Source organism: Pseudomonas edaphica (assembly GCF_965277385.1).
GTDB classification, from domain to species: domain Bacteria; phylum Pseudomonadota; class Gammaproteobacteria; order Pseudomonadales; family Pseudomonadaceae; genus Aquipseudomonas; species Aquipseudomonas edaphica.
This window is the reverse complement of sequence record NZ_OZ255725.1, coordinates 5,701,601-5,723,564: the sequence shown is the minus strand read 5'-3', so window position 1 is coordinate 5,723,564 and position 21,964 is coordinate 5,701,601. Positions and strand designations below refer to the sequence as shown.

General features: G+C 59.8%; 17 protein-coding genes and 2 tRNA genes. 7 read left to right on the top strand and 12 right to left on the bottom strand.

All coding sequences use genetic code 11. The annotated features are described in order from the left end of the window. Window position 1 precedes the first annotated feature (1 nt). Window positions 2-1,036 (top strand): AraC family transcriptional regulator, encoded by a 1,035-nt coding sequence (locus tag ACQY47_RS26140; RefSeq protein ID WP_099550027.1) that lies wholly within the window; start codon window positions 2-4, stop codon window positions 1,034-1,036. Window positions 1,037-1,367: 331 nt separating this feature from the next. Beyond that, complete coding sequence (locus tag ACQY47_RS26135) at window positions 1,368-2,369, top strand: transketolase-like TK C-terminal-containing protein (RefSeq protein WP_428553142.1); 1,002 nt, start codon at window positions 1,368-1,370, stop codon at window positions 2,367-2,369. Window positions 2,370-2,510: 141 nt separating this feature from the next. On the opposite strand, the gene ACQY47_RS26130 is transcribed toward ACQY47_RS26135, so the two are convergent. Beyond that, window positions 2,511-2,981: a MarR family winged helix-turn-helix transcriptional regulator gene (locus tag ACQY47_RS26130; protein WP_017136473.1), complete on the bottom strand. Its 471-nt coding sequence runs from the start codon at window positions 2,979-2,981 to the stop codon at window positions 2,511-2,513. A gap of 145 nt (window positions 2,982-3,126) precedes the next feature. On the opposite strand from ACQY47_RS26130, the gene aceE reads away from it, so the two are divergent. Continuing rightward, the gene (aceE, locus tag ACQY47_RS26125; protein WP_428553137.1) at window positions 3,127-5,787 is read left to right on the top strand and encodes a pyruvate dehydrogenase (acetyl-transferring), homodimeric type; all 2,661 of its coding nucleotides are present in this window, start codon (window positions 3,127-3,129) and stop codon (window positions 5,785-5,787) included. A gap of 1 nt (window position 5,788) precedes the next feature. On the opposite strand, the gene ACQY47_RS26120 is transcribed toward aceE, so the two are convergent. After that, window positions 5,789-6,649 (bottom strand): DUF2242 domain-containing protein, encoded by an 861-nt coding sequence (locus tag ACQY47_RS26120; protein ID WP_428553134.1) that lies wholly within the window; start codon window positions 6,647-6,649, stop codon window positions 5,789-5,791. A gap of 92 nt (window positions 6,650-6,741) precedes the next feature. Beyond that, window positions 6,742-7,638 (bottom strand): LysR family transcriptional regulator, encoded by an 897-nt coding sequence (locus ACQY47_RS26115; RefSeq protein ID WP_099550022.1) that lies wholly within the window; start codon window positions 7,636-7,638, stop codon window positions 6,742-6,744. A gap of 118 nt (window positions 7,639-7,756) precedes the next feature. Between ACQY47_RS26115 and ACQY47_RS26110 the strand changes: the two genes are divergently transcribed. From ACQY47_RS26110 to nhaA, 3 genes are all read left to right on the top strand, one after another. Then, entirely contained in the window at window positions 7,757-8,944 is a 1,188-nt protein-coding gene (locus ACQY47_RS26110; RefSeq protein ID WP_428553130.1) for an MFS transporter, read from the top strand. Between the two features lie 49 nt (window positions 8,945-8,993). Further along, window positions 8,994-10,295, top strand: a complete 1,302-nt coding sequence (locus ACQY47_RS26105; protein ID WP_428557394.1) for a chloride channel protein — start codon at window positions 8,994-8,996, stop codon at window positions 10,293-10,295. A gap of 122 nt (window positions 10,296-10,417) precedes the next feature. Continuing rightward, entirely contained in the window at window positions 10,418-11,746 is a 1,329-nt protein-coding gene (gene nhaA / locus ACQY47_RS26100; protein WP_099550020.1) for a Na+/H+ antiporter NhaA, read from the top strand. 164 nt (window positions 11,747-11,910) lie between these two features. Here the strand turns inward: nhaA and ACQY47_RS26095 are convergent, their stop codons facing one another. The 6 genes from ACQY47_RS26095 to tig form a co-directional block, all read right to left on the bottom strand. Then, window positions 11,911-13,785 (bottom strand): SurA N-terminal domain-containing protein, encoded by a 1,875-nt coding sequence (locus ACQY47_RS26095; protein ID WP_017136466.1) that lies wholly within the window; start codon window positions 13,783-13,785, stop codon window positions 11,911-11,913. A gap of 232 nt (window positions 13,786-14,017) precedes the next feature. Then, window positions 14,018-14,290, bottom strand: coding sequence for an HU family DNA-binding protein (locus ACQY47_RS26090; RefSeq protein WP_003174819.1), 273 nt, complete (start codon window positions 14,288-14,290; stop codon window positions 14,018-14,020). Window positions 14,291-14,438: 148 nt separating this feature from the next. Continuing rightward, window positions 14,439-16,835, bottom strand: a complete 2,397-nt coding sequence (gene lon / locus ACQY47_RS26085; protein WP_017136465.1) for an endopeptidase La — start codon at window positions 16,833-16,835, stop codon at window positions 14,439-14,441. Window positions 16,836-17,034: 199 nt separating this feature from the next. Next, window positions 17,035-18,318: an ATP-dependent Clp protease ATP-binding subunit ClpX gene (clpX, locus tag ACQY47_RS26080; RefSeq protein ID WP_017136464.1), complete on the bottom strand. Its 1,284-nt coding sequence runs from the start codon at window positions 18,316-18,318 to the stop codon at window positions 17,035-17,037. A 112-nt stretch (window positions 18,319-18,430) separates the two neighbouring features. Next, window positions 18,431-19,066 (bottom strand): ATP-dependent Clp endopeptidase proteolytic subunit ClpP, encoded by a 636-nt coding sequence (gene clpP, locus ACQY47_RS26075; RefSeq protein ID WP_003174822.1) that lies wholly within the window; start codon window positions 19,064-19,066, stop codon window positions 18,431-18,433. Between the two features lie 91 nt (window positions 19,067-19,157). After that, on the bottom strand, window positions 19,158-20,468 hold the full coding sequence (tig, locus tag ACQY47_RS26070) for a trigger factor (protein WP_017136463.1): 1,311 nt from the start codon (window positions 20,466-20,468) through the stop codon (window positions 19,158-19,160). Window positions 20,469-20,692: 224 nt separating this feature from the next. Between tig and ACQY47_RS26065 the strand changes: the two genes are divergently transcribed. After that, window positions 20,693-20,953, top strand: coding sequence for a hypothetical protein (locus tag ACQY47_RS26065; protein WP_032865532.1), 261 nt, complete (start codon window positions 20,693-20,695; stop codon window positions 20,951-20,953). A 2-nt stretch (window positions 20,954-20,955) separates the two neighbouring features. On the opposite strand, the gene ACQY47_RS26060 is transcribed toward ACQY47_RS26065, so the two are convergent. The 3 genes from ACQY47_RS26060 to ACQY47_RS26050 form a co-directional block, all read right to left on the bottom strand. After that, on the bottom strand, window positions 20,956-21,549 hold the full coding sequence (locus tag ACQY47_RS26060) for an RNA polymerase sigma factor (protein ID WP_428557393.1): 594 nt from the start codon (window positions 21,547-21,549) through the stop codon (window positions 20,956-20,958). 168 nt (window positions 21,550-21,717) lie between these two features. After that, window positions 21,718-21,793 (bottom strand) — tRNA-His (locus tag ACQY47_RS26055). A 76-nt stretch (window positions 21,794-21,869) separates the two neighbouring features. Then, window positions 21,870-21,954 (bottom strand) — tRNA-Leu (locus tag ACQY47_RS26050). Window positions 21,955-21,964 lie beyond the last annotated feature (10 nt).

Sequence of the window (21,964 nt, the reverse complement as noted above, 5' to 3'; positions counted from 1 at the left end):
CGTGAAGCCGGTGCGCCTTGGGGACTTGTCGGTGGGCTTTGTTCAGTCCTTGGCCGACGCCGTCCACAGCCACGGCCTGGACCCGCAACCGCTGCTGCTGCAATACGGCCTGGACCCGGCGCGCCTTGCCGAAGCCGGGGCGCGCCTGTCGATCCCGCGCTATATGCGCCTGGGCCACGCCGCCATCCAACTGACCGGCGACCCCGGCCTGGGCTTGCGCATGGGTCAATTGAGCCGTCTGAGCCAGGCGGGATTGGCCGGCGTCACCGCCGCACAGGCGCCGAACGTACGCGAAGCGGCGCGCGCACTGACGCGGTTTGAAGCGCTGTACGGCTCCAACTATCGTGGCCAGTCGAGCTTTCATGAGGACGCCGAAGGCGCTTGGCTGCGCTTCTATTCCATCAGCCCATACAACGCCTACAACCGCTTTGTGGTGGACTCGATCATCGCCGGCTGGCTGCAGCAATTGTCGAGCCTGGCCCAACAACCGGTGCAGGCCCAGCGCATCGACATCGAGTTTGAAGCCCCTGAGTACAGCGACCAGTACCGCGTGCTGGGTGACAGCCCCGTGCATTTCGGTGCCGAGGCCAACCAACTGCGCCTCAACCAGCCAACCCTGAGTCTGCGTAACCCGCAGCATTGCCCCAGCACCTGGCAGCTGTTGCTGAAGTTATGTGAACAGGAGTTGGAGCAGCTCACCCGCACCCGCAGCCTGCGCGAGCGCATCACAAGGTTGCTTGGGCCGATGCTCAATGGTGGCCGGGAACCCGACCTGGAAGAAGTGGCGGCACGCTTGAAGCTGCCTACCTGGACGCTGCGCCGCAAACTGGCCGACGAAGGCACGCAGTTTCGCGCAATTCTCAACGATACCCGCCGCGATCTGGCCATGACCTACATTCGCGACACGGAACTGGCGTTCGGCGAGATCGCCTACTTGCTCGGTTTTGCCTCAGCCCAAGCCTTTCAACGGGCATTCAGGCGGTGGAACAACCAGACCCCAGGGGAATTTCGCCGCAGTCAGCGGCATTCCGCCTGAAGTCGGTGTTACAGCTCGGTGGCGTCATCGGCCGGATCCAGCGGATCCAGTTCAAACGCGTGGTACTCCAGCAGTTCTTCCTGGTATTCGTCCATGGCGGACTCCTTCTTGGTTAAAAGCGCTTGCAAATAAATGACCTGCACACCCAGCCTAAAGTGCCGTGATGACGAAAAAATGTCGGCGCCATGACGTTCCTGCACTTCAAGATAAAACGTAGCAGGGTTGGATCGATTTAGCGTCGGAATCTTGAGGTGCTATTGCAATCATTGCATTTGCAATCAATAACAGATTTCCATTAGGGTACGAGACTTCGTAGCAAGGAGCCTCGACCATGCCTGTCTCTACCGCCCAAGCCGCGCAGCGTTGTATCGATGCGCTGAGCAGTGCCGCCCCGCCGCCCGGCTCGCCGCTGTACACGGTCATGAACATGGCCAATACCCTGGAATTCAGCCGACAGGCCTGGGTGATTCGTGGCCAGTCACGCAGCCGCCGTGTGGGCAACTGGCCCAGTTGGTTTGCGCGCAATACCGGCGAAAAACCCATGCTGTACCTGCACCGTGCAGCGTCGTCGGCGCAGTTATGTGGGCTGTCGCAGGCCGCCACGCAGCGCGGCATCCTCTGCAACGACGTCGAGAACCAGCCCTCTGCCTGGCCCAGGGGCGCGCAACCGTCGCTGCCGTTGTGGCTGGCGACCAACCCGCACTGCACGCCGTATGACCCGGCGTCCGGCGAAGAAGCCCGGGCGATTGTGCTGGCCGGGATTCGCGCGCTGTATGTCGACGGCAAGCCGGGGTTTTATTACCTCGCGCTGCATGATCAACAGCGCACAGCGAGGCTGGATAAGCAGGATCGTGAAAACGCGCTCAAGGGCATGTACCCGCTCCAGCGTACTCACACTGGGGAGGTGCGCTTGCTGGGTGCGGGCCGAGCGCTCGAGGACGTGACCCACGCGGCGCAATTGCTTGAACAGGATTGGGGCGTGACGGCGCAGGTATGGAGCTGCCCAAGCTACACGCGGCTGGCCCGTGAGGCAGCGGCGGCCGAGCGCTGGAATCGCCTGCACCCGATGGCTGCCCGGCAAAGCTGCCATCTGCATGAGTGCCTGGCCGGGAGCCGCGCGCCGGTGATTGCCGTGACCGGCTATCCGCAGGTGATTGTCGATCAGTTGGCGGCGTATGTGCAGGCGCGGTTTGTCGGGTTGGGTGCGGGGTCGGTGCAGGCGTCTGCGCCCAGTTGCTACTGGATAGTGGTGTGTGCGCTGCGGGCATTGGCGGATGAGGGCCGTATTGGTCCTGAGCAGGTCGAAGCGGCGATGCGTCGGTATCCACTGTGATGCATGGGAACACGGTCAAAAATGTGGGAGCTGGCTTGCCTGCGATGCAGTCACCTCAAGGTGTCAGGTACACCGCGGTGAGGCTATCGCAGCGGTGCGACGATTCGACAAGCCAGCTCCCACACAAGCTCGCATTGCACCTCAGGCCTTGCGTCGGCTTCGGGTTTGCACGCCCGCCTCCACCGCCAACCCCGCAGTACGCTCCAAGGTATCGGCAAACAGCTGGCGCTGCTCAGGCTCGATTTGCGACAGGAACAGCTCATCCACCGTGCTTTCGTAGATTTTCCACATCTTTTTACGCAACACCCGGCCGGCCTCGGTGATCGAGGCAAACGCTGCGCGGCCATCGCCGTCGGAGCGTGAACGCACTACCAGGCCGTCCTTTTCCAGGCGGTCTACCAGGCGTGTGAGGTTGTAGCGCTCAATCGCCAGCACATCGGCCAATTCGTGCATGCGCCGTGTGCCGTCGGGGCCGCTTTCCAGGCCCCATAACGCGTCATACCAGGCATAGGGCGGCAGGTCTGCTGCAGCCAGGCGGCGTTCGATTTCTCGGATGACTGTCCTGTGGGCCCTGACAAAACGGAACCATACATCTGGCTCTTTCGACGACATGCAACACCATCCGGGGAATTTCAAGAAGGTTGCAATAGTAGCTCATCCCGCGCTAGATTCAGTCATGTAGTTGCAATTGCAATTACATTTGCGCAACTCCCACAAGGAGCCCGCAGCTTGAAATCCGCCTACCCTGGAGCCTCACATGACCCCCAATAACGCAGTAAGACTGGACGACGATCCACAGGAAACCCGCGAGTGGCTGGAGTCCATCGAATCGGTGCTGTCCACCGAAGGCCGCCCGCGTGCCCACTACCTGATTGATCAGTTGCTGGATTTCGACGTTGCGCGCCATGGTGACTTCTACGGGCGGGTGACCACGCCTTACGTCAACACCATCGCGGTTGACCGCCAATTGCCCTACCCCGGCAACCTGGCCATCGAGCGGCGCACCAATGCGTTTATTCGCTGGAATGCCATGGCGATGGTGCTGCGTGCGGGTAAACACTCGGGTGTTGGTGGGCATATTGCGACCTACGCGTCGGCCGCCGTCCTGTACGACGTAGGCTTCGACCACTTCTTCCGTGGCCGAACCGATACCTTCGACGGCGACCTGGTGTACATCCAGGGCCACTCCTCCCCGGGCATTTACGGCCGCGCCTACTTCGAAGGCCGCATCAGCGAAGCGCAGCTGGACAACTTCCGCCGCGAGGCCGGTGGCGAGGGCTTGTCCTCTTACCCGCACCCACGGCTGATGCCGGACTTCTGGCAGTTCCCGACAGTATCGATGGGCCTGGGCCCGATTACCGCCGCCTACCAGGCGCGCTTTATGCGCTACCTGGAGTTCCGTGACCTCAAGCAACACCAAGGCCGCAAGGTGTGGGCGTTTCTGGGCGACGGCGAAATGGACCAGCCGGAATCCCTGGCGGCCATCTCCCTGGCCGGCCGCGAGAAGCTCGACAACCTGATCTTTGTGGTCAACTGCAACCTGCAGCGCCTGGATGGCCCGGTGCGTGGCAATGCCAAGGTGATCCAGGAGTTCGAAAGCCTGTACCGCGCCGCCGGCTGGAATGTGATCAAGGTGATCTGGGGCGGCGGCTGGGATGCGCTGCTGGAAAAGGACCAGAGCGGCCTGTTGCGACAACGCATGATGGAGTGCGTGGACGGCGACTACCAGAACTACAAATCCCAGAACGGCGCCTATGTGCGTGAACATTTCTTCGGCAAATACCCGCAATTACTGGCGCTGGTTGCCGACATGTCCGACGACGATATCTGGAAACTCTCACGCGGTGGCCACGACCCGGACAAGGTCTACAATGCCTACGCCGCTGCCGTGCGCCACAAAGGCCAACCGACGGTGATCCTGGCCAAAACCGTCAAGGGCTTTGGCATGGGCGAAGCGGGCGAAGGCCAGAACATCAATCACCAGTTGAAGAAGATGGGCGCTGATGCAGTAAAAGCCTTTCGCGACCGCTTCGGCCTGGAAGTGGCCGATGACCAGCTCGACGAAATCCCTTACCTCAAGCCCGCCGCCGACAGCGAAGAAGCCCGCTACTTCGCTGCCCGTCGCCAGGCGTTGGGCGGCTATGTGCCAGCACGACACACTGCAGTCGAGGCCTTGCAGATTCCCGAACTGAGCGCCTTTGCCACCCAACTCAAAGACACCGGCGAGCGTGCCATCTCCACCACCATGGCGTTTGTGCGCATCCTCGGCACGCTGTTGAAAGACCCGCACCTGGGCAAGCTGATCGTACCCATCGTGCCGGACGAGTCGCGCACCTTCGGCATGGAGAGCCTGTTCCGCCAGATCGGCATTCATTCCGCCGTCGGCCAGCTCTACACCCCACAAGACGCCGGGCAATTGAGCTACTACAAAGAGAGCAAAGACGGACAGATCATGCAGGAAGGCCTGAATGAATCCGGGGCTATTTCTTCGTGGATTGCGGCGAGTACGTCCTACAGCAATCACGGCTTGATGACCGTGCCGTTCTACATTTTCTATTCGATGTTCGGTTTCCAGCGCGTCGGCGACCTGGCCTGGGCCGCCGGCGATGCCCGCGCTCGCGGCTTTCTGCTGGGCGCCACGGCCGGCCGCACCACGCTGATGGGCGAAGGCTTGCAGCATGACGACGGCCACAGCCACATCCTGGCGTCGGTGATCCCCTGCTGCGTCGCCTATGACCCGACTTTTGCCTACGAGCTGGCGGTGATCATTCGCGAAGGCATGCGGCGCATGTACGTCGAACAAGAGGACATTTACTACTACATCACCCTGCTCAACGAGAACTACCCGCACCCGGCCATGCCCGAAGGCGTGGAGGACGGGATTCTCAAAGGCTTGTATCCGCTGAGCACGTCCCCCCAGGCGCAGGTGCAATTGATGGGCAGCGGCTCGATCCTGCGCGAAGTAATTGGCGCAGCGCAACTGCTCGACAAGGACTTTGGCGTAGCCAGTAATGTCTGGAGCGCCACCAGCCTGACCGAATTGCGCCGCGACGGGCACGCGGTGGAGCGCTGGAACCTGCTGCATCCGCAGGACGAACCGCGTGCGAGTTACGTGGAAACCAGCCTGGCCGGACACAGCGGGCCGGTGGTGGTGGCGACGGACTATATGAAGCTATTCGCCGACCAGATCCGCCCCTTTGTACACGGCCGCCGTTTTGTGGCGCTGGGCACCGATGGCTTTGGGCAATCGGACACCCGCGAAACCCTGCGCGAATTCTTTGAGGTGGACCGCCACTTCATCGTGCTGGCGGCGCTGAAGGCGCTGGCCGATGACGGCGTGATCGGGCGTGACAAGGTGAGCGAGGCCATCAGCCGCTACGGGATCAACGTCGACAAGACGAACCCCGTAGCGGTCTGAGTTACCGCCCAGGCGTTGGCAGCGGTGGGATCGCCTCTGTCGGCGCCGGCAGGTTCGGGTTGGTCGGCGCAGGCGCTGGTTCCGCAGCCGGTGCAGGTGTTGGCGCAGTGGTCGGCACCGGCTCGGCCTGTGGCGCAATCGGTGCCGCCTCTGGCGGCGGTGCCAGCGGTTCCGACACGGCGGGCGCTACCGGAGCGTCTTTGGGCGCGTCTATCTTATCGGCAGGCGCTACCTTATCGGCGGGCGCAGGCTTATCGGCAGGCGCAGCCGCTTTCGGCTCCGGCATGCCCAGCTCAGCCTTGGGCTTCTCTGGAATATGCTCGGCCGCCTTCACGTCCTGGGGCAGGAACACATCCACCAGCGAGAAGTAGCGATCGTAAAACTTCGGTGCCGTCACTGTCTCGCTGGCCACCTTGACCATCGAATCATCGGTTGAGCCGATCGGCATCGACACCGACCCCAACACACCCACGCCGAGGCTGGCGGAGTTGTTGACCTTCTTCAGCGCGTAGCGGTCCTGCAAGGCGTTGGCGAACATGGTTGAGTGCTTGGCGCCTTTGCCATCATCGGCACACACTACGTTGAAGCTGATTTGCAGATGGGTTTCGCCGGTTTGCTGGAAACTCTTGTTACCCACCACCAGCTTGGGGTCGCTGCTGGTGATGATGTAACCCTGGCTCAACAGCGCACGTCGCGCCGCTTCACAGGCCGCCACATCGCTGACCGGGTAATCACGGGAGAACGTACCGGAGTCGTCGAAATTCTCATGTTCATAAATAGCGGTCTTGGGTGACGAGCAGCCCGCAGCGCCCGCCAGCACCAGCGCCAACCCGAGGCTACGCAAGTGAAATGATGTCGACATCGAAAATCCTGAGGAAAACAGTCAGGGCGCTATTGTGCAACAGAACGCAGGGTTGGCGCGCACATTCCTGTCGGTAAAACGTCACAGCGTTATTACACCGCCTGCGCAGGGAAAAGCCCGGCAGACATATGGTCGATAAACACCCGCAGCTTGGCCGAGGCAAAGCGACTCGAGGGCCACAGCATCCAGAAACTGCCACGGTGGACCAGGTGCTCATCCAGCACCCGTTGCAGACGCCCCTGGCGCACCGCCTCCTTGACCATGAAGTCCGGCAGGCAGGCGATGCCCAAACCTTCGTGCACCACATAGTTGAGGGACTCGATGGTGGTGCTGATCAGCGGCGCACGTAACACCGGCTCCGCCACGCCGGGCACATGGCGCAGTGGCCAGGGTTCCAGCTTGCCGGTGGCGCAGAATTTGTGGCGCAGGCAGGCATGGTCGCTCAAGTCCTGCGGGTGTTGCGGGGTGCCGTATTGCGCCAGGTAGCCTGGCGAGGCCACCAACACCAGTTGGTAATGCCCCAGATGACGCGCCATCAAGCGCGAATCTTCCGGCTTGCCAGTACGAATCACCGCATCAAAACCTTCCTCGATCACGTCCACCATGCGGTCAGAAAAATCCACATCCAGCTCGATGTCCGGGTAGGCGCGCATAAAGTCGCTGAGCACCGGCATCAACAGCCCACGCACCTGCGGCAAGCTGATGCGCAGCGTGCCTCGGGGCGTGGCGCCGGCCTCAGTCAGCTCCTGCTCGGCCGCCTCCACCTCGGCCAGAATCCGCCGCGAGCGCTCGAGGAACAACGCGCCTTCGCCGGTCAGGGTGACGCTGCGTGTGCTGCGATGAAACAGCCGCACGCCCAGGCGTTCTTCCATGCGCGCGATGCTTTTGCCCACCGCCGAAGATGACACCCCCAAAACGCGGCCAGCTGCGGTGAAGCTGCGGGTTTCCGCAACCTGCACGAACACCGAAAGGCCGCTCAGACTGTCCATTGCCCTACCCTTTTTGATTGCGGACGTTGACGTCCGATAAGTTCGGAACCTTAGCCTGTTTTTCCGCAACCCGCAGCCCCCTACTCTGCCTCCCTGACCTTTTGCATGGAGACACAACATGAGCGACTGCCCTTCGATTACCGGCCCGGCCGCCACGGCCGTAAAGGACGCACTGCCTCTCGCCGGCTTACTGGCGTTGGCGTGCGCAGGGTTTATCACGATTCTCACCGAGGCCATGCCGGCCGGGCTGCTGCCTCAGATGGGCGAAGGGCTGCAGGTTTCACAGGCGTTAGTCGGCCAACTGGTGACCCTGTATGCCCTTGGCTCGTTACTCGCGGCCATCCCCCTCACCCTACTGACCCGAGGCTGGCGGCGGCGCCCCTTGCTGCTGATTGCCATCGGCGGCTTTGCCTTGGTCAACAGCGTGACGGCACTGTCCACCCATTACGGGCTGACCCTGGTCGCACGCTTTTTTGCCGGGGTGTTCGCCGGGTTGCTCTGGGCACTGCTGGCCGGGTATGCCAGCCGAATGGTGGCCCCGCACCTGCAAGGCCGGGCGATTGCTGTGGCCATGCTCGGCGCACCGCTGGCCTTGTCACTGGGTGTACCTGCCGGCACGTTCCTCGGCGCTGCGGTGGGCTGGCGCCTGAGCTTTGCAATCATGACCGGGCTGACGCTGTTGCTGTTGGTGTGGGCGCGCTGGCAACTGCCGGACTTCGCCGGCCAGCCGGAACAAAAGCGCCTGGGCTTGCGCCAGGTGCTGAGCCTGCGAGGCATTCGTCCAGTGTTGTGGGTGACCTTTACCTACGTGCTGGCGCACAACATTCTCTACACCTACATCGCGCCGTTACTGGTGCCTGCCGGAATAGTCGCCGACATCGACCGGATACTGCTGGTATTCGGCTTGGCGGCCCTGTTGAGTATCTGGCTGACGGGCATGCTGATTGATCAACACTTGCGTCGCCTGCTGATCATCAGTTGCGTGATGTTCGCTGTATCGGCCCTGGCACTGGGCGTGTGGATGACCTCCACCCGTGCGGTGTATGCCAGCGTGGCGCTGTGGGGCCTGGCCTTTGGTGGCTTGCCGGCGCTGTTGCAAACGGCGCTGGCCAAGTCTGCCGGCGACTCGGCTGACGCAGCGCAGTCAATGCTGGTGACGGTGTGGAACCTGGGAATTGCCGGCGGCGGGCTAGCAGGCGGTATGTTGCTACAAACATCGGGGGTGGCGTTGTTCCCGTGGGCGGTTGCCGGGTTGGTGCTTTTGGCATTGGCCGCGACACGGCGCATCGCGAGGACAAGCACTTGATATACGGTTAATCTTGAAACACTCTGAAACTTATTCGGAATTCACCTGGGTGATCAAACCGTTCATTTCACTGCGCCGCCGCTTTACCTCACTGCGTTGGCGCACCCGGATCACCCTGTGGGCCGGCGCCACCATCGCCGGGCTGATGGTGGTGATGTTTGCGCGCCTGGCTGACGTGGCGCTCACTCAGTTCGCCGAGCAATCCAGCGCCCATCCGTGGCTGCCCTTCCTCTACACACCGCTGGTGGGCATGCTGGTGGTGTGGCTGACCACACGTTTTTTTGCCGGAGCCCAAGGCAGTGGCATTCCCCAGGTCATCGCCGCTACTCGCCTGGCCAACAAAGGACAGGACGTCAGCAAGCTGGTGTCCTTGCGCATCGCATTGGCCAAGATAGGCCTCGGAACACTGGCGTTGACCGGCGGTTTCTCTGCCGGGCGCGAAGGGCCGTCCGTGCAAGTGGCGGCATCGATCATGCATTTCTTCCATCGCTACCTGCCCAATGCACGCATCATCCGCAGCGAAGACTTGATCCTGGCCGGCGGCGCCGCCGGTATCGCCGCCGCGTTCAATACGCCGCTGGCCGGCGTCGCCTTCGCAGTAGAAGAGTTGGGGCGCAAGCTAGAAACCCGCACCAGCGGGGTGTTGCTCAGCACCATTATCTTGTCGGGGATGGTCGCCATCGCCCTGCAGGGCAATTACAACTATTTTGGCCACCTGGACGTTGAAGGGATCAAGCTCGACATCATTGTTCCGGTATTGGCGGCAGGCATCGGCTGTGGCGTGCTCGGCGGGCTGTTCAGTAGCATGCTGCTGTGGCCCCAGCGCTACCACAGGTTTGTGGTCTGGGAATGGCGGCGCGCCCACCCGGTTTGGTTCGCCGGGGCGTGTGGGCTGGTGGTCGCAATCCTGGGCTGGCTCAGCGGCGGGATGTCCTTCGGCAGCGGCTACGGGATTACTTCGCAGATCATTGCCGCCGATGTCGGCCTGCCGTGGCATGCGCCTGTCACGCGTTTTCTGGCGACGGTCGTGACGTATTTTTCCGGAATTCCGGGCGGCATTTTTGCCCCGTCGCTGGCCGTCGGCGCGGCCGTGGGCGCCAACGCAGCCGAGTTTTTCGCGCTGGCAGCGCAACCGATCATTGCGCTGTGCATGGCGGGCTTCCTGGCTGCCGTGACGCAATCGCCGATCACCTCGGCGATCATCGTAATGGAGATGATCGACAGCCACGGGATGGTGATCAGCCTGATGGCGGTGGCGCTGATTGCCAAAGCCGTCAGTTCGCGGATGGGGCCGGAGTTGTACCAGCAATTGGCGCGCGGTTTTCTGCACCCACCGACAAAAAGCCCTTAACCCTGACAACATTGTTTACAACTTATTCATCAACTTCCTATCATCACCCTGGGTGCGTGACTGCATAGGGCACAACGCAGGTTAAAGCAAAGCATTGGTCGGGCCGCCAATGGAGACTTGTCGTGCCCAAAAAACACCCTGCCATCCCTCGCCCCCAGGCATTGACCGAGGGCGCACTGTCGGCCCTTGAGCGGTTTTCACGCATCGAAGCCGTCAGCGGCATCGTCCTGTTGCTGGCGGCCATTGCAGCGTTGATCTGGGCCAACAGCCCGGCCGCCGCGTCCTACGAACACTTCTGGAACACCCCGATTACCCTCGGGCTGGGCGATTTCAGTGTGTCGCGCTCCCTGCACTTTCTGGTCAATGACGGCCTGATGACCATTTTCTTCCTGGTGGTAGGTGCGGAGATACGTCAGGAAATAAAGGACGGCGCACTCGCCAACCTGAAACTCGCGACCCTGCCGCTGGGCGCCGCACTGGGTGGCGTAGTGATGCCGGCCATTATCTACACCGCGCTCAACCATGGCACCGCCGCCGCGAGTGGCTGGGCCGTGCCCACCGCCACCGACATTGCCTTTGCCGTCGGCGTGCTGGCGCTGTTGGGAAAATCCATCCCCAGCGGTGTACGCGTCCTGCTGCTGGCACTGGCCATCATCGACGACATCGTGGCGATCCTGATCATTGCGGTGTTTTTCACTGCAAGCCTGGACTACATGGGCCTGGTGGTTGCCGCAGGTGGGTTAGCCCTGGTGTTGGTGTTCCAACGAATGGGCATCAGCAAGGCGGCGATCTATCTGCTGCCGGGGGCGATTGTCTGGTTCGGCCTGCTCAAGACCGGCGTGCACCCGACCCTCGCCGGGGTGATCCTGGGCCTGATGACGCCGGTCAGCTCCAAACCGACCACCGAACGCCCACTGGACACCATCGGCCGCACCTTCAACGAGCTGATGGATCGCCTCTCGCGACCGGCCGAAGACTCGCACCAGGTCGCCAAGCCGCTCAAGCAACTGCGCGAAGCCCAGCGCGAACTGATGCCGCCGGTGCAGCGCGTGCAGTCGGCGTTGCATCCGTGGGTCGCATTCGGTGTGATGCCGTTGTTCGCCCTGGCCAATGCCGGTGTCAGCTTGCAAGGCTTGAACCTTGAGCATCCGCTGCCCCATGGCGTGTTCATGGGCGTGATCTTCGCCCTGGTGATCGGCAAGCCGTTGGGCGTGATGCTGGCGAGCATCACGCTGGTCAAACTCAATATCTGCAAGCTGCCCGACGGAGTCACCTGGAGCGGTGTCGGCCTGGTCGGCCTGCTGGCGGGGATTGGTTTTACCATGTCGATCTTTATCTCGTCCCTGGCCTTCTCCGACCCGGAACTGTTGGCAGCGGCCAAACTGAGTGTGCTGACGGCCTCGACCGTGGCAGCGGTGATTGGGTTGAGCTGGGGCAAACTGAAGTTCTGAGCCCGTCTGCGCGTCCCGCTTTCTGCACTTGCGTACGGGTGACGCAGAGCGTCACGGGATGCATTACCACGCAGAGCGTGGGAACGATCAGTTCTGAGCCGATCATTGCGCAAAAAAAAGCCCCCGGTCCTTTCAGACCGGGGGCTTTTCTATTCAAACCAACATCAGAATTTCTTGATGTCAGCCTTGGTTTCCAACTGCTTGCGGTAGGCAGCAAAGTCCTGCTGGCCAATACGCGAGGCGAGGAAGCGGCGGTATTGCGCCTTTTCTTCGTCGGTAGGGGCTGCGGCTTCGTTGACGCCGTTCAAGCGCACGATCACCAGGCTACCGTCAGCCAGGGTCACGGTGGTGAAGGTCGGCTTGTCCTTGGCCGCAGGCTTAGGCATGCGGAACAGGGCTTGCAGCACGGCCGGCTCGATCGCTTCAGCGTTACGGGTCGCCGCTTCAGTCACCTTCCAGGCCTGGCCGTCGATCGGCTGGTTCAACGGGGTTTTGCCGTCACGCAGGCTGGCGATCAACTCGTCGGCATGGGTTTTGGCAGCCGCGATGGCGCGCTCTTTGGTCATCTGGGTGCGGATCGCAGCCGACACGCTTTCCAGCGGCAGTTGCGCAGGCTTCAGATGCTCTTTGGCACGCAGCACGATGATGGTTTCCGGGTCCAGCTCGATAGCGCTGCTGTTGGCACCTTCATCCAGCACTTCCGGGCTGAACGCTGCGGTGACCACGGCACGGTTGGCCGCAACACCTTCGCCACCTTCACGGCCAAACGGCGCGGACGTGTGCACGGTCAGCTTCAGGTCGGACGCCGGCTGAGCCAGGTCGGAGGCTTCGAATGCCGCGTCTTCCAATTGCTTGGTCGCTTCGACATAACGCTGCTCGACCTGCTGGGTCTTGAGCTCGCGGGTCAGCTTGTCTTTCAGGCTGGCAAACGATGGCACTTCAGGTGCTTCAACGCCCAACAGCTTGATCAAGTGCCAACCGAAAGTGGTGCGCACCGGCGCCGACACCTGGTCCTTGTTCAAGGCATACAGGGCGGTTTCGAAGTCCGGGTCGTAGACGCCAGGGCCGGCAAAGCCCAAGTCACCGCCATTGTTGGCCGAACCTGGATCCTGGGAGAACTCCTTGGCCAGGGCGTCGAACTTCTCACCCTTGGCCAGGCGTGCCTGGATGTCTTCGATCTTGGCCTTGGCTTGCGCGTCGGTGGTCTTGTCGTTGACTTCGATCAGAATGTGCGCGGCACGACGCTGTTCAGCGAGGTTGGCGGTTTCTTTCTGATAGGCCGCCTGCAGCTCTTCGTCCTTGACGGTGACCTGGTCGAAGAAGGAAGACTTCTTCAGTTCCAGGTAATCGATGACCACTTGGTCCGGGGTCATGAACTCTTTGGCGTGCTTGTCGTAGTAAGCCTTGACCTCATCGTCGGTGAGCTTCACCGCCGCAGGGTCAGTCTTGATGTTGACGGTGGCAAAATCGCGGGTCTGTTTTTCCAGACGGGCGAAAGCCAGCACTTCGGCGTCGGTGACGAAACCGCTGCCGGCGATGCCTGCGCGAACCTGGCCGATCAGCATTTCCTGGGTCAGCATCTGACGGAATTGCATACGGGTGTAGCCCAGCTGACGGATCACCTGGTCAAAGCGTTCGGCACTGAACTTGCCGTCCACCTGGAATTCCGGCGTCTGCAGGATCACTTGGTCCAGCGCAGCTTCAGAGAAGCCGAACTTGGAGTCCGCGGCGCCTTGCAGCAACAGCTTGCGATCGATCAGGCCCTTCAGAGCCGCTTCGCGCAGCAGTTTTTCGTCCAGCAGCGAAGCATCGAAATCCTTGCCCAGCTGTTGCATCAGCTGGCGACGTTGCATGTCAACGGCCTGGCCCAGTTCGGTCTGGGTGATTTCTTCACCGTTGACCTTGGCCACGTCCTGCTTGTTGTTACCCGAAGCCTGGAAAATGGCCTCGATACCGGTGAACGCCATCAATGCGACGATGATCCCGATAATGGTCTTGGCAATCCAGCCTTGTGAATTGTCCCTGATATTTTGCAGCATGCGTCCCCCAGAAACGGTTGATCTTCAAAAATTAGGCAACCGTGGAGCGTGGGTAGAGTCCGGATAGAAGAAAGGCGCATCCGAGGATGCGCCTTCTCGTAACTGGCGGAGCGGACGGGGTTTTGAACCAACACCCCAGGTCCTGGCGACCCGATGGATACGTGGGTCAGCTGCCGCTCCGCTGCCAGGCCAGACCTGCGTCTGACCCGGGTAGGCAAGGCTTGAACGAAGCTTAGTTAACCGCTTCTTTCAGGGCTTTACCGGCTTTGAAACCTGGTTTTTTGGCAGCAGCGATTTGCAGTGCTTTGCCAGTCTGTGGGTTACGGCCAGTGCGAGCTGGGCGGTCAGTCACAGAGAAAGTACCGAAGCCTACCAGTACCACGGAGTCGCCGGCCTTCAGAGCGCCAGTGACGGATTCGATTACTGCGTCCAGCGCACGGCCAGCAGCAGCTTTCGGGATATCAGCGGATGCGGCGATAGCATCAATCAGTTCCGACTTGTTCACTCTAAGTCCCCTTATATATCTATTGAGTATGATTCTAAGTTTTTTGGTGAAAGCAAAAACCAGTGCTGAATGGCCTACAGACACTTAAGAGCCGCTTTATAACAAGGGCTCTAAAAAGCTGTCAAGGAAGCCCCCAGGCTCATTCGCATTAATGCGTGCTAATTCTTTCCTTGGAATCGGACTCGCGTTTTTCGTCCTTCGCGACAATCTCCGGAGCCACATCCGGCAAGGGCTCCGGCGCGTATTGCAACGCAATTTGCAGGACCTCGTCAATCCATTTAACCGGTTTAATCTGAAGATCCTGCTTGATATTGTCAGGAATTTCCTTCAAGTCGCGAACATTCTCTTCCGGAATGATCACGGTCTTGATACCGCCTCGGTGTGCAGCGAGCAATTTCTCTTTCAGACCACCGATGGCCAATACCTGACCCCGCAGGGTAATTTCCCCGGTCATCGCCACATCGGCACGCACAGGAATGCCAGTCAGTGCCGACACCAGTGCCGTGCACATGCCTACACCGGCGCTAGGGCCGTCTTTGGGGGTCGCCCCTTCCGGCATGTGGATGTGGGTGTCGTGCTTCTCGTGGAAGTCCAGGGGGATCCCCAGGCTCTTGGCGCGGCTGCGCACCACGGTCTGCGCGGCGGTGATCGATTCGACCATCACATCACCCAGCGAACCGGTCTTGATAAGCTGGCCTTTGCCCGGGATCACCGCAGCTTCGATGGTCAGCAGTTCGCCGCCCACCTGGGTCCACGCCAGGCCAGTCACCTGCCCTACCTGATCCTGCTGCTCAGCCAGGCCGTAACGGAATTTCTTCACGCCCAGGAAGTGCTCCAGGGAATCGGCAACCACCTTCACCGAGAAGCGTTTTTCCAGCGAGTGCTCCTTGACCGCTTTGCGGCAGATCTTCGCAATCTGACGCTCAAGGCCACGCACGCCGGCTTCGCGGGTGTAGTAACGCACGATGTCGCGGATCGCTTCGACGTCAAATTCGATCTCGCCTTTTTTCAGGCCATTGGCCGAAATCTGCTTGGGCGCGAGGTATTTGACGGCGATGTTGATCTTCTCGTCTTCGGTGTAACCCGGCAGACGAATCACCTCCATCCGGTCCAGCAGGGCTGGCGGGATGTTCATGGAGTTGGAGGTGCACAGGAACATTACGTCGGACAAGTCGTAGTCGACTTCCAGGTAATGGTCGTTGAAATTGTGGTTCTGCTCGGGGTCGAGCACTTCGAGCAACGCCGAGGCCGGATCGCCACGCATGTCGCTGCCCATTTTGTCGATTTCATCGAGCAGGAACAGCGGGTTGCGCACACCCACCTTCGTCATCTTTTGAATCAATCTTCCTGGCATCGAACCGATGTACGTACGGCGATGGCCACGAATTTCCGCTTCATCACGCACACCGCCAAGGGCCATGCGCACAAACTTACGGTTGGTGGCACTGGCAATCGACTCGGCCAGGGAAGTTTTACCTACACCCGGAGGCCCGACCAGGCACAACACCGGGCCACGAATTTTCTTCACGCGCTTTTGCACGGCGAGGTATTCGAGGATGCGTTCTTTGACTTCTTCGAGGCCGTAGTGGTCGGCGTCAAGGATCTCTTCGGCACGGGCCAGGTCCAGGCGCACTTTGGTCTGAGCTTTCCACGGCACCTGCACCAGCCAGTCGATGTAGGAACGCACCACGGTGGCTTCGGCCGACATTGGCGACATTTGCTTGAGCTTGTTCAGCTCAGCCATGGCCTTGGTCAGCGCGTCTTTAGGCAGGCCGGCGGCGTCGATGCGCTTTTTCAGCTCTTCGACTTCGTTGTGGCCTTCTTCGCTGTCGCCGAGTTCTTTCTGAATGGCCTTCATCTGCTCATTCAGGTAGTACTCGCGCTGGCTGCGCTCCATTTGTTTCTTCACGCGACCACGGATGCGCTTCTCAACCTGCAGCAGGTCGATTTCACCATCCAGCAGCGCCAGCACGTGTTCAACACGGGCCGGCAGGTCGATGATTTCGAGGATGTCCTGCTTCTGCTCGATCTTGAGCGCCATGTGCGCGGCCATGGTGTCGACCAGGCGGCTTGGCTCATCGATGCTGTTGAGGGACGACAGCACTTCAGCCGGGACTTTCTTGCCCAGTTGCACATACTGCTCGAACTGCGAGAGCAGGCTGCGCACAAACACTTCGGATTCGCGCTCAGGGGCTTCGACTTCGTCGATCAGCGCCACTTCGGCGCGCAGGTGACCGTCCACCTCCATGAAGCGCTCGACCGCACCACGCTGCTCGCCTTCGACCAGCACCTTGACGGTGCCATCGGGCAACTTGAGCAATTGCAGAACAGTCGCAACGGTACCGACCCGATACAGGGCATCTTCGCCTGGATCATCATCAGCAGGATTCTTCTGGGCCAACAGCAGGATCTGCTTGTCGCCCGTCATCGCAGCCTCGAGGGCTTCGATAGACTTCTCGCGCCCCACGAACAGCGGGATAACCATGTGCGGATAGACGACGACATCACGCAACGGCAGGAGAGGCAATTCAATGGTTGTCTTCATGATTTCGCCTCTATGACAGTTGAAAAATTAGCTTGAAACCAAGATGGGGGCTGTACGCAAAAAAAACAAGCTCAATGCCAGCAGTTAAACGCATGAATAAACGCGAATTTAACCGCAAAACACAAACCGCCCCGAAAAACCGCCACATAAAAAGAAAGGGCCTCGAAAGGCCCTTGCTTGTACTGCGACGGCTTGACGCTTACGCGTCAGGTGCAGCCTTGGCAGCCGGCTCACTGTTTTCGTAGATATACAGTGGCTTGGATTTGCCTTCGATAACGCTTTCGTCGATCACCACCTTGCTCACCTCGGATTGCGAGGGGATTTCGTACATGGTGTCGAGCAACACGCCTTCGAGGATCGAACGCAGGCCACGTGCACCGGTCTTGCGCTCCAGTGCCCGCTTGGCCACTGATTTGAGCGCGTCGGTACGGAACTCGAGGTCTACACCTTCCATCTCGAACAGCTTGGCGTATTGCTTGGTCAGGGCGTTTTTCGGCTCGGTGAGGATCTGAATCAGAGCAGCCTCATCCAGCTCGTCCAACGTGGCCAGGACCGGCAGACGGCCAACGAATTCCGGGATCAGACCGAACTTGACCAGATCGTCAGGCTCGACTTCACGCAGGGACTCGCCCACCTTCTTGCCTTCTTCCTTGCTGCGCACTTCTGCACCGAAACCAATGCCGCCACGGGTGGAACGTTGCTGAATAACCTTTTCCAGCCCCGAGAATGCACCGCCACAGATGAACAGGATGTTGCGCGTATCAACCTGAAGGAATTCCTGCTGCGGGTGCTTGCGGCCGCCTTGTGGCGGTACGGAAGCAACCGTGCCTTCGATCAGTTTCAACAGGGCTTGCTGCACGCCTTCACCGGAAACGTCCCGAGTGATCGACGGGTTGTCGGACTTGCGCGAAATCTTGTCGATTTCGTCGATGTAGACAATACCCATCTGGGCCTTCTCTACGTCGTAGTCGCACTTTTGCAGCAGCTTCTGAATGATGTTCTCGACATCTTCACCCACGTAGCCAGCCTCGGTGAGGGTGGTGGCGTCGGCGATGGTGAATGGAACGTTCAGCAGACGAGCGAGGGTTTCTGCAAGCAGGGTTTTACCCGAGCCTGTAGGACCAATCAGCAAGATGTTGCTCTTGCCGAGTTCGACTTCGTCGCCTTTCTTGTCACGCTGGTTCAAGCGCTTGTAGTGGTTGTACACCGCTACCGCCAAAACCTTTTTTGCACGCTCTTGACCAATCACATACTGATCAAGGATGCCGCTGATTTCTTTAGGCGAAGGCAATTTATGCGCGCTGCTCTCGGCCTGGGCTTCCTGCACCTCCTCGCGGATGATGTCATTGCACAGGTCGACGCACTCGTCGCAGATAAACACCGAGGGGCCGGCAATCAATTTGCGTACTTCATGCTGGCTTTTGCCGCAGAAGGAGCAATAGAGCAGCTTGCCGTTGTCCTCGCCGTTGCGGGTGTCAGTCATTCGTTCGATCCAAATCCGATAGGCTTGCAACACAAGATGAAGGCTTATGCGGGCTTTTTCAAGCCCGCCGGTGGTCGGACATGCCGACCAGCCTTATTTTGAGGTGCTTATATTAAGCGGGGCGCTTTTCGATCACTGCGTCGATCAACCCGTATTCACGAGCAGCTTCAGCGCTCATGAAATTGTCGCGGTTGGTATCACGCTCGATTTCTTCCAGGGTGTGCCCGCTGTGTTTGGCCATCAGCGTGTTCAGACGCTCACGAATAAACAGGATTTCCTTGGCGTGGATTTCGATGTCCGATGCCTGGCCCTGGAAACCGCCCAACGGCTGGTGAATCATCACGCGCGAGTTCGGCAGGCAGTAACGCTTGCCCTCGGCACCTGCGGTCAGCAGGAAAGCGCCCATGCTGCAGGCCTGGCCGATGCACGTGGTCGACACGTTTGGCTTGATGAACTGCATGGTGTCGTAGATCGACATGCCTGCAGTAACCGAGCCGCCCGGGGAGTTGATGTAAAGATGGATGTCCTTGTCCGGGTTTTCCGCTTCAAGGAACAGCAGTTGCGCGCAGATCAGGTTGGCCATGTAGTCCTCTACCGGGCCGACCAGAAAAATCACTCGCTCCTTGAGCAGGCGCGAGTAGATGTCATAGGCGCGTTCGCCACGAGCAGATTGCTCGACAACCATCGGGACCAAGCCGCCAGCGGCCTGGATATCAGAGTTCTGCTGAATATAGGAATTACGGAACATGCTCTGCAGTTACTCCCAAATAGTCATGTCTTGAAAACGCATAAGCCAGCGCGAGGCTGGCTTATGGTTATATTTCGAACGAGTTGGACAATCAGTCGGCTTGTGCTGCTTCCGCCGGTTTGACTGCTTCTTCGTAAGAGACCGCTTTGTCGGTCACCTTAGCCTTCTGCAGAACAGTATCCACAACTTGTTCTTCCAGCACAACCGAACGTACTTCGTTCAGTTGCTGGTCGTTCTTGTAGTACCAAGCCACGACCTGCTCAGGCTCCTGGTAGGCCGAAGCCATTTCCTGGATCATTTCGCGAACGCGATCTTCGTCAGGCTTGAGGTCGAATTGCTTGACCACTTCAGCCACGACCAGACCCAGCACAACGCGGCGCTTGGCTTGCTCTTCGAACAGCTCGGCCGGCAGCTGGTCAGGCTTGATGTTGCCACCGAACTGCTGAACCGCTTGAACGCGCAGGCGATCCACTTCGTTGGACAGCAGGGCCTTCGGCACTTCGATCGGGTTGGCGGCCAGCAGACCATCCATCACCTGGTTCTTGACCTTGGACTTGATGGCCTGACGCAGCTCACGCTCCATGTTCTTGCGAACTTCGGTACGGAAGCCGTCGATGCCGGTTTCCTTGATACCGAACTGGGCGAAGAATTCTTCGTTCAGCTCAGGCAGCTTAGGCTCGGAAACACTGTTGACGGTCACGGTGAACTCGGCGGCTTTGCCGGCCAGGTCCAGGTTCTGGTAGTCAGCAGGGAAAGTCAGGTTCAGAACGCGCTCTTCACCGGCCTTGGCGCCAACCAGGCCGTCTTCGAAGCCCGGGATCATGCGGTTGGAACCCAGCACCAGCTGGGTGCCCTTGGCGGAGCCGCCAGCGAATGCTTCGCCGTCAACCTTGCCAACGAAATCGATGTTCAGCTGGTCTTCGTTCTGGGCGGCACGGTCGGCCACTTCAAAACGGGTGTTCTGCTTGCGCAGGATTTCCAGCATGTTGTCCAGGTCGGCATCTGCCACGTCAGCGCTCAGGCGCTCAACGGCGATGTCTTCGAAACCGGCAACGGTGAATTCCGGGAACACTTCGAATACGGCAACGTATTCCAGGTCTTTACCGGCTTCCAGGGACTTAGGCTCGATCGAAGGCGAACCCGCTGGGTTCAGCTTGTGCTCGACAACGGCTTCGTAGAAGGAAGCCTGGATCACGTCACCAACAGCTTCCTGACGCGCATCGGCACCAAAACGACGCTTGATTTCGCTCATTGGCACTTTGCCTGGACGGAAACCAGCGATCTTGGCCTTTTGGGCAGTCTGCTGCAGACGCTTGTTGACCGCAGTCTCAATACGCTCTGCCGGCACGGTGATGCTCAGGCGGCGCTCGATGGCAGTAGTATTTTCAACAGAAACTTGCATGGATATTCCTCGTTGCACAGACGTTAGCCGGCCGTTTCCGACCCCAGAATCAAGGGCATGCATTCTAGTGGGTCAAACTCAAGAAGTCACCCTACTGAAAACGGGTGGAAAAACAGCAGGCCATTTATAGGTTCAAGTGCACGCATGCACCTCATCCCGTTAGCAAATACAGCGCATCACGCCAGGGCTCTAGCGCCAGCCCTTCTATATATAGAAGAGGCTGGATGCATACCCCGGCGAGCGACCCTGCAAGCAAGGTCGAAGGGTGTGGCAGCAGCATCGAGAAACACAAATACGATGAAACGCCCTACCCTGGAAACTCAAAACACTCAAACAAAAACGGCACAGCCCTTTTTCAGGTACTGCGCCGTTATTCGCTATTAAATAGCTGTACCGACCCTTACATAGCCGCGGATCAGTTCTACACGCTCAAAACCGGCAACGATTCTAACGCCAAGGCATTGAGAATGCTTGTTTTTTCTTGACGTCATTCAACGCCACAGGCCTGATGCCGGTCGATGGCGGCAAAAACCCGACTGCGCGCCCGGTGCAGCAGCACCCGCGCATTGCACAGACTGACGCCCAGCAACTCGGCAATCTCCTCAAGCTCAAGCCCTACCCGCTCACGCAGCACAAGCGCAGCGCTCTGAAGCGTCGACAGTTCCTGCAACGCGCGCTCGATACAGGCGCGCAGTTCGTCTTCACTGACCAGCGCCTCGGGCGTATCTTCATGCCAGCCCGCCGGTGCCGACAGCCACTGGCCACTGGCGGCGCAAAAGCGCTCCTGACCCTGCGAGTCATCGAAAAACACTTCGCGCCGACTCCGGCCATAGCGGCCCTTGGCTTTATTGGCCGTAATCGTCAGCACCCAGGTCTTGAGGCTGGAGCGCCCCTGAAAACCACTCAGCCCGCGCACAATCGCCAACCAGGCATCCTGCACCACATCATCGACATGCCGATGCCCGGCGATCGCCGAAGCCACCGCACGCATGGCGCCCTGATGGGTTTTAACCAGGTCGCAATAGGCCGATTGCTCCCCCAACAGCAGGCGCCCGAGCAAATGCGCCTCGCCAACCGCCATTCCCTGACTTTGATCCTGCTGTTGTGCCAACATTTTTCAGACCCTCCACGTAGCAGCGGATGAGGATCCAGGCCCATCCACGGCCATCCTCGTCAGTACATACGCGGCAGGGCATTTTTTGGATGCAAAAAAAAGCGCCAGATCATTGATCTGGCGCTTTTTAAAATATGGGGTGGACGAAGGGGATCGAACCCTCGACAACGGGAGTCACAATCCCGTGCTCTACCAACTGAGCTACGCCCACCATATTGCTTCAACAAGGAACTCGAACACCTTCCTTGCCTGGCCTCACCCTGCCTGATGGCTGGGTGACGCTTAATTGGTGCGGATGAAGAGACTCGAACTCTTACGCCTCGCGGCGCTGGAACCTAAATCCAGTGTGTCTACCAATTCCACCACATCCGCGCTTGAAACT

Coding starts and splice junctions, on each gene's coding strand:
- ACQY47_RS26135 (WP_428553142.1), top strand. CDS start 1,368: ATGCCTGTCTCTACCGCCCAAGCCGCGCAGCGTTGTATCGATGCGCTG.
- ACQY47_RS26130 (WP_017136473.1), bottom strand. CDS start 2,981: ATGTCGTCGAAAGAGCCAGATGTATGGTTCCGTTTTGTCAGGGCCCAC.
- aceE (WP_428553137.1), top strand. CDS start 3,127: ATGACCCCCAATAACGCAGTAAGACTGGACGACGATCCACAGGAAACC.
- ACQY47_RS26120 (WP_428553134.1), bottom strand. CDS start 6,649: ATGTCGACATCATTTCACTTGCGTAGCCTCGGGTTGGCGCTGGTGCTG.
- ACQY47_RS26115 (WP_099550022.1), bottom strand. CDS start 7,638: ATGGACAGTCTGAGCGGCCTTTCGGTGTTCGTGCAGGTTGCGGAAACC.
- ACQY47_RS26110 (WP_428553130.1), top strand. CDS start 7,757: ATGAGCGACTGCCCTTCGATTACCGGCCCGGCCGCCACGGCCGTAAAG.
- ACQY47_RS26095 (WP_017136466.1), bottom strand. CDS start 13,785: ATGCTGCAAAATATCAGGGACAATTCACAAGGCTGGATTGCCAAGACC.
- lon (WP_017136465.1), bottom strand. CDS start 16,835: ATGAAGACAACCATTGAATTGCCTCTCCTGCCGTTGCGTGATGTCGTC.
- clpX (WP_017136464.1), bottom strand. CDS start 18,318: ATGACTGACACCCGCAACGGCGAGGACAACGGCAAGCTGCTCTATTGC.
- clpP (WP_003174822.1), bottom strand. CDS start 19,066: ATGTTCCGTAATTCCTATATTCAGCAGAACTCTGATATCCAGGCCGCT.
- tig (WP_017136463.1), bottom strand. CDS start 20,468: ATGCAAGTTTCTGTTGAAAATACTACTGCCATCGAGCGCCGCCTGAGC.
- ACQY47_RS26065 (WP_032865532.1), top strand. CDS start 20,693: ATGCATACCCCGGCGAGCGACCCTGCAAGCAAGGTCGAAGGGTGTGGC.
- ACQY47_RS26060 (WP_428557393.1), bottom strand. CDS start 21,549: ATGGCGGTTGGCGAGGCGCATTTGCTCGGGCGCCTGCTGTTGGGGGAG.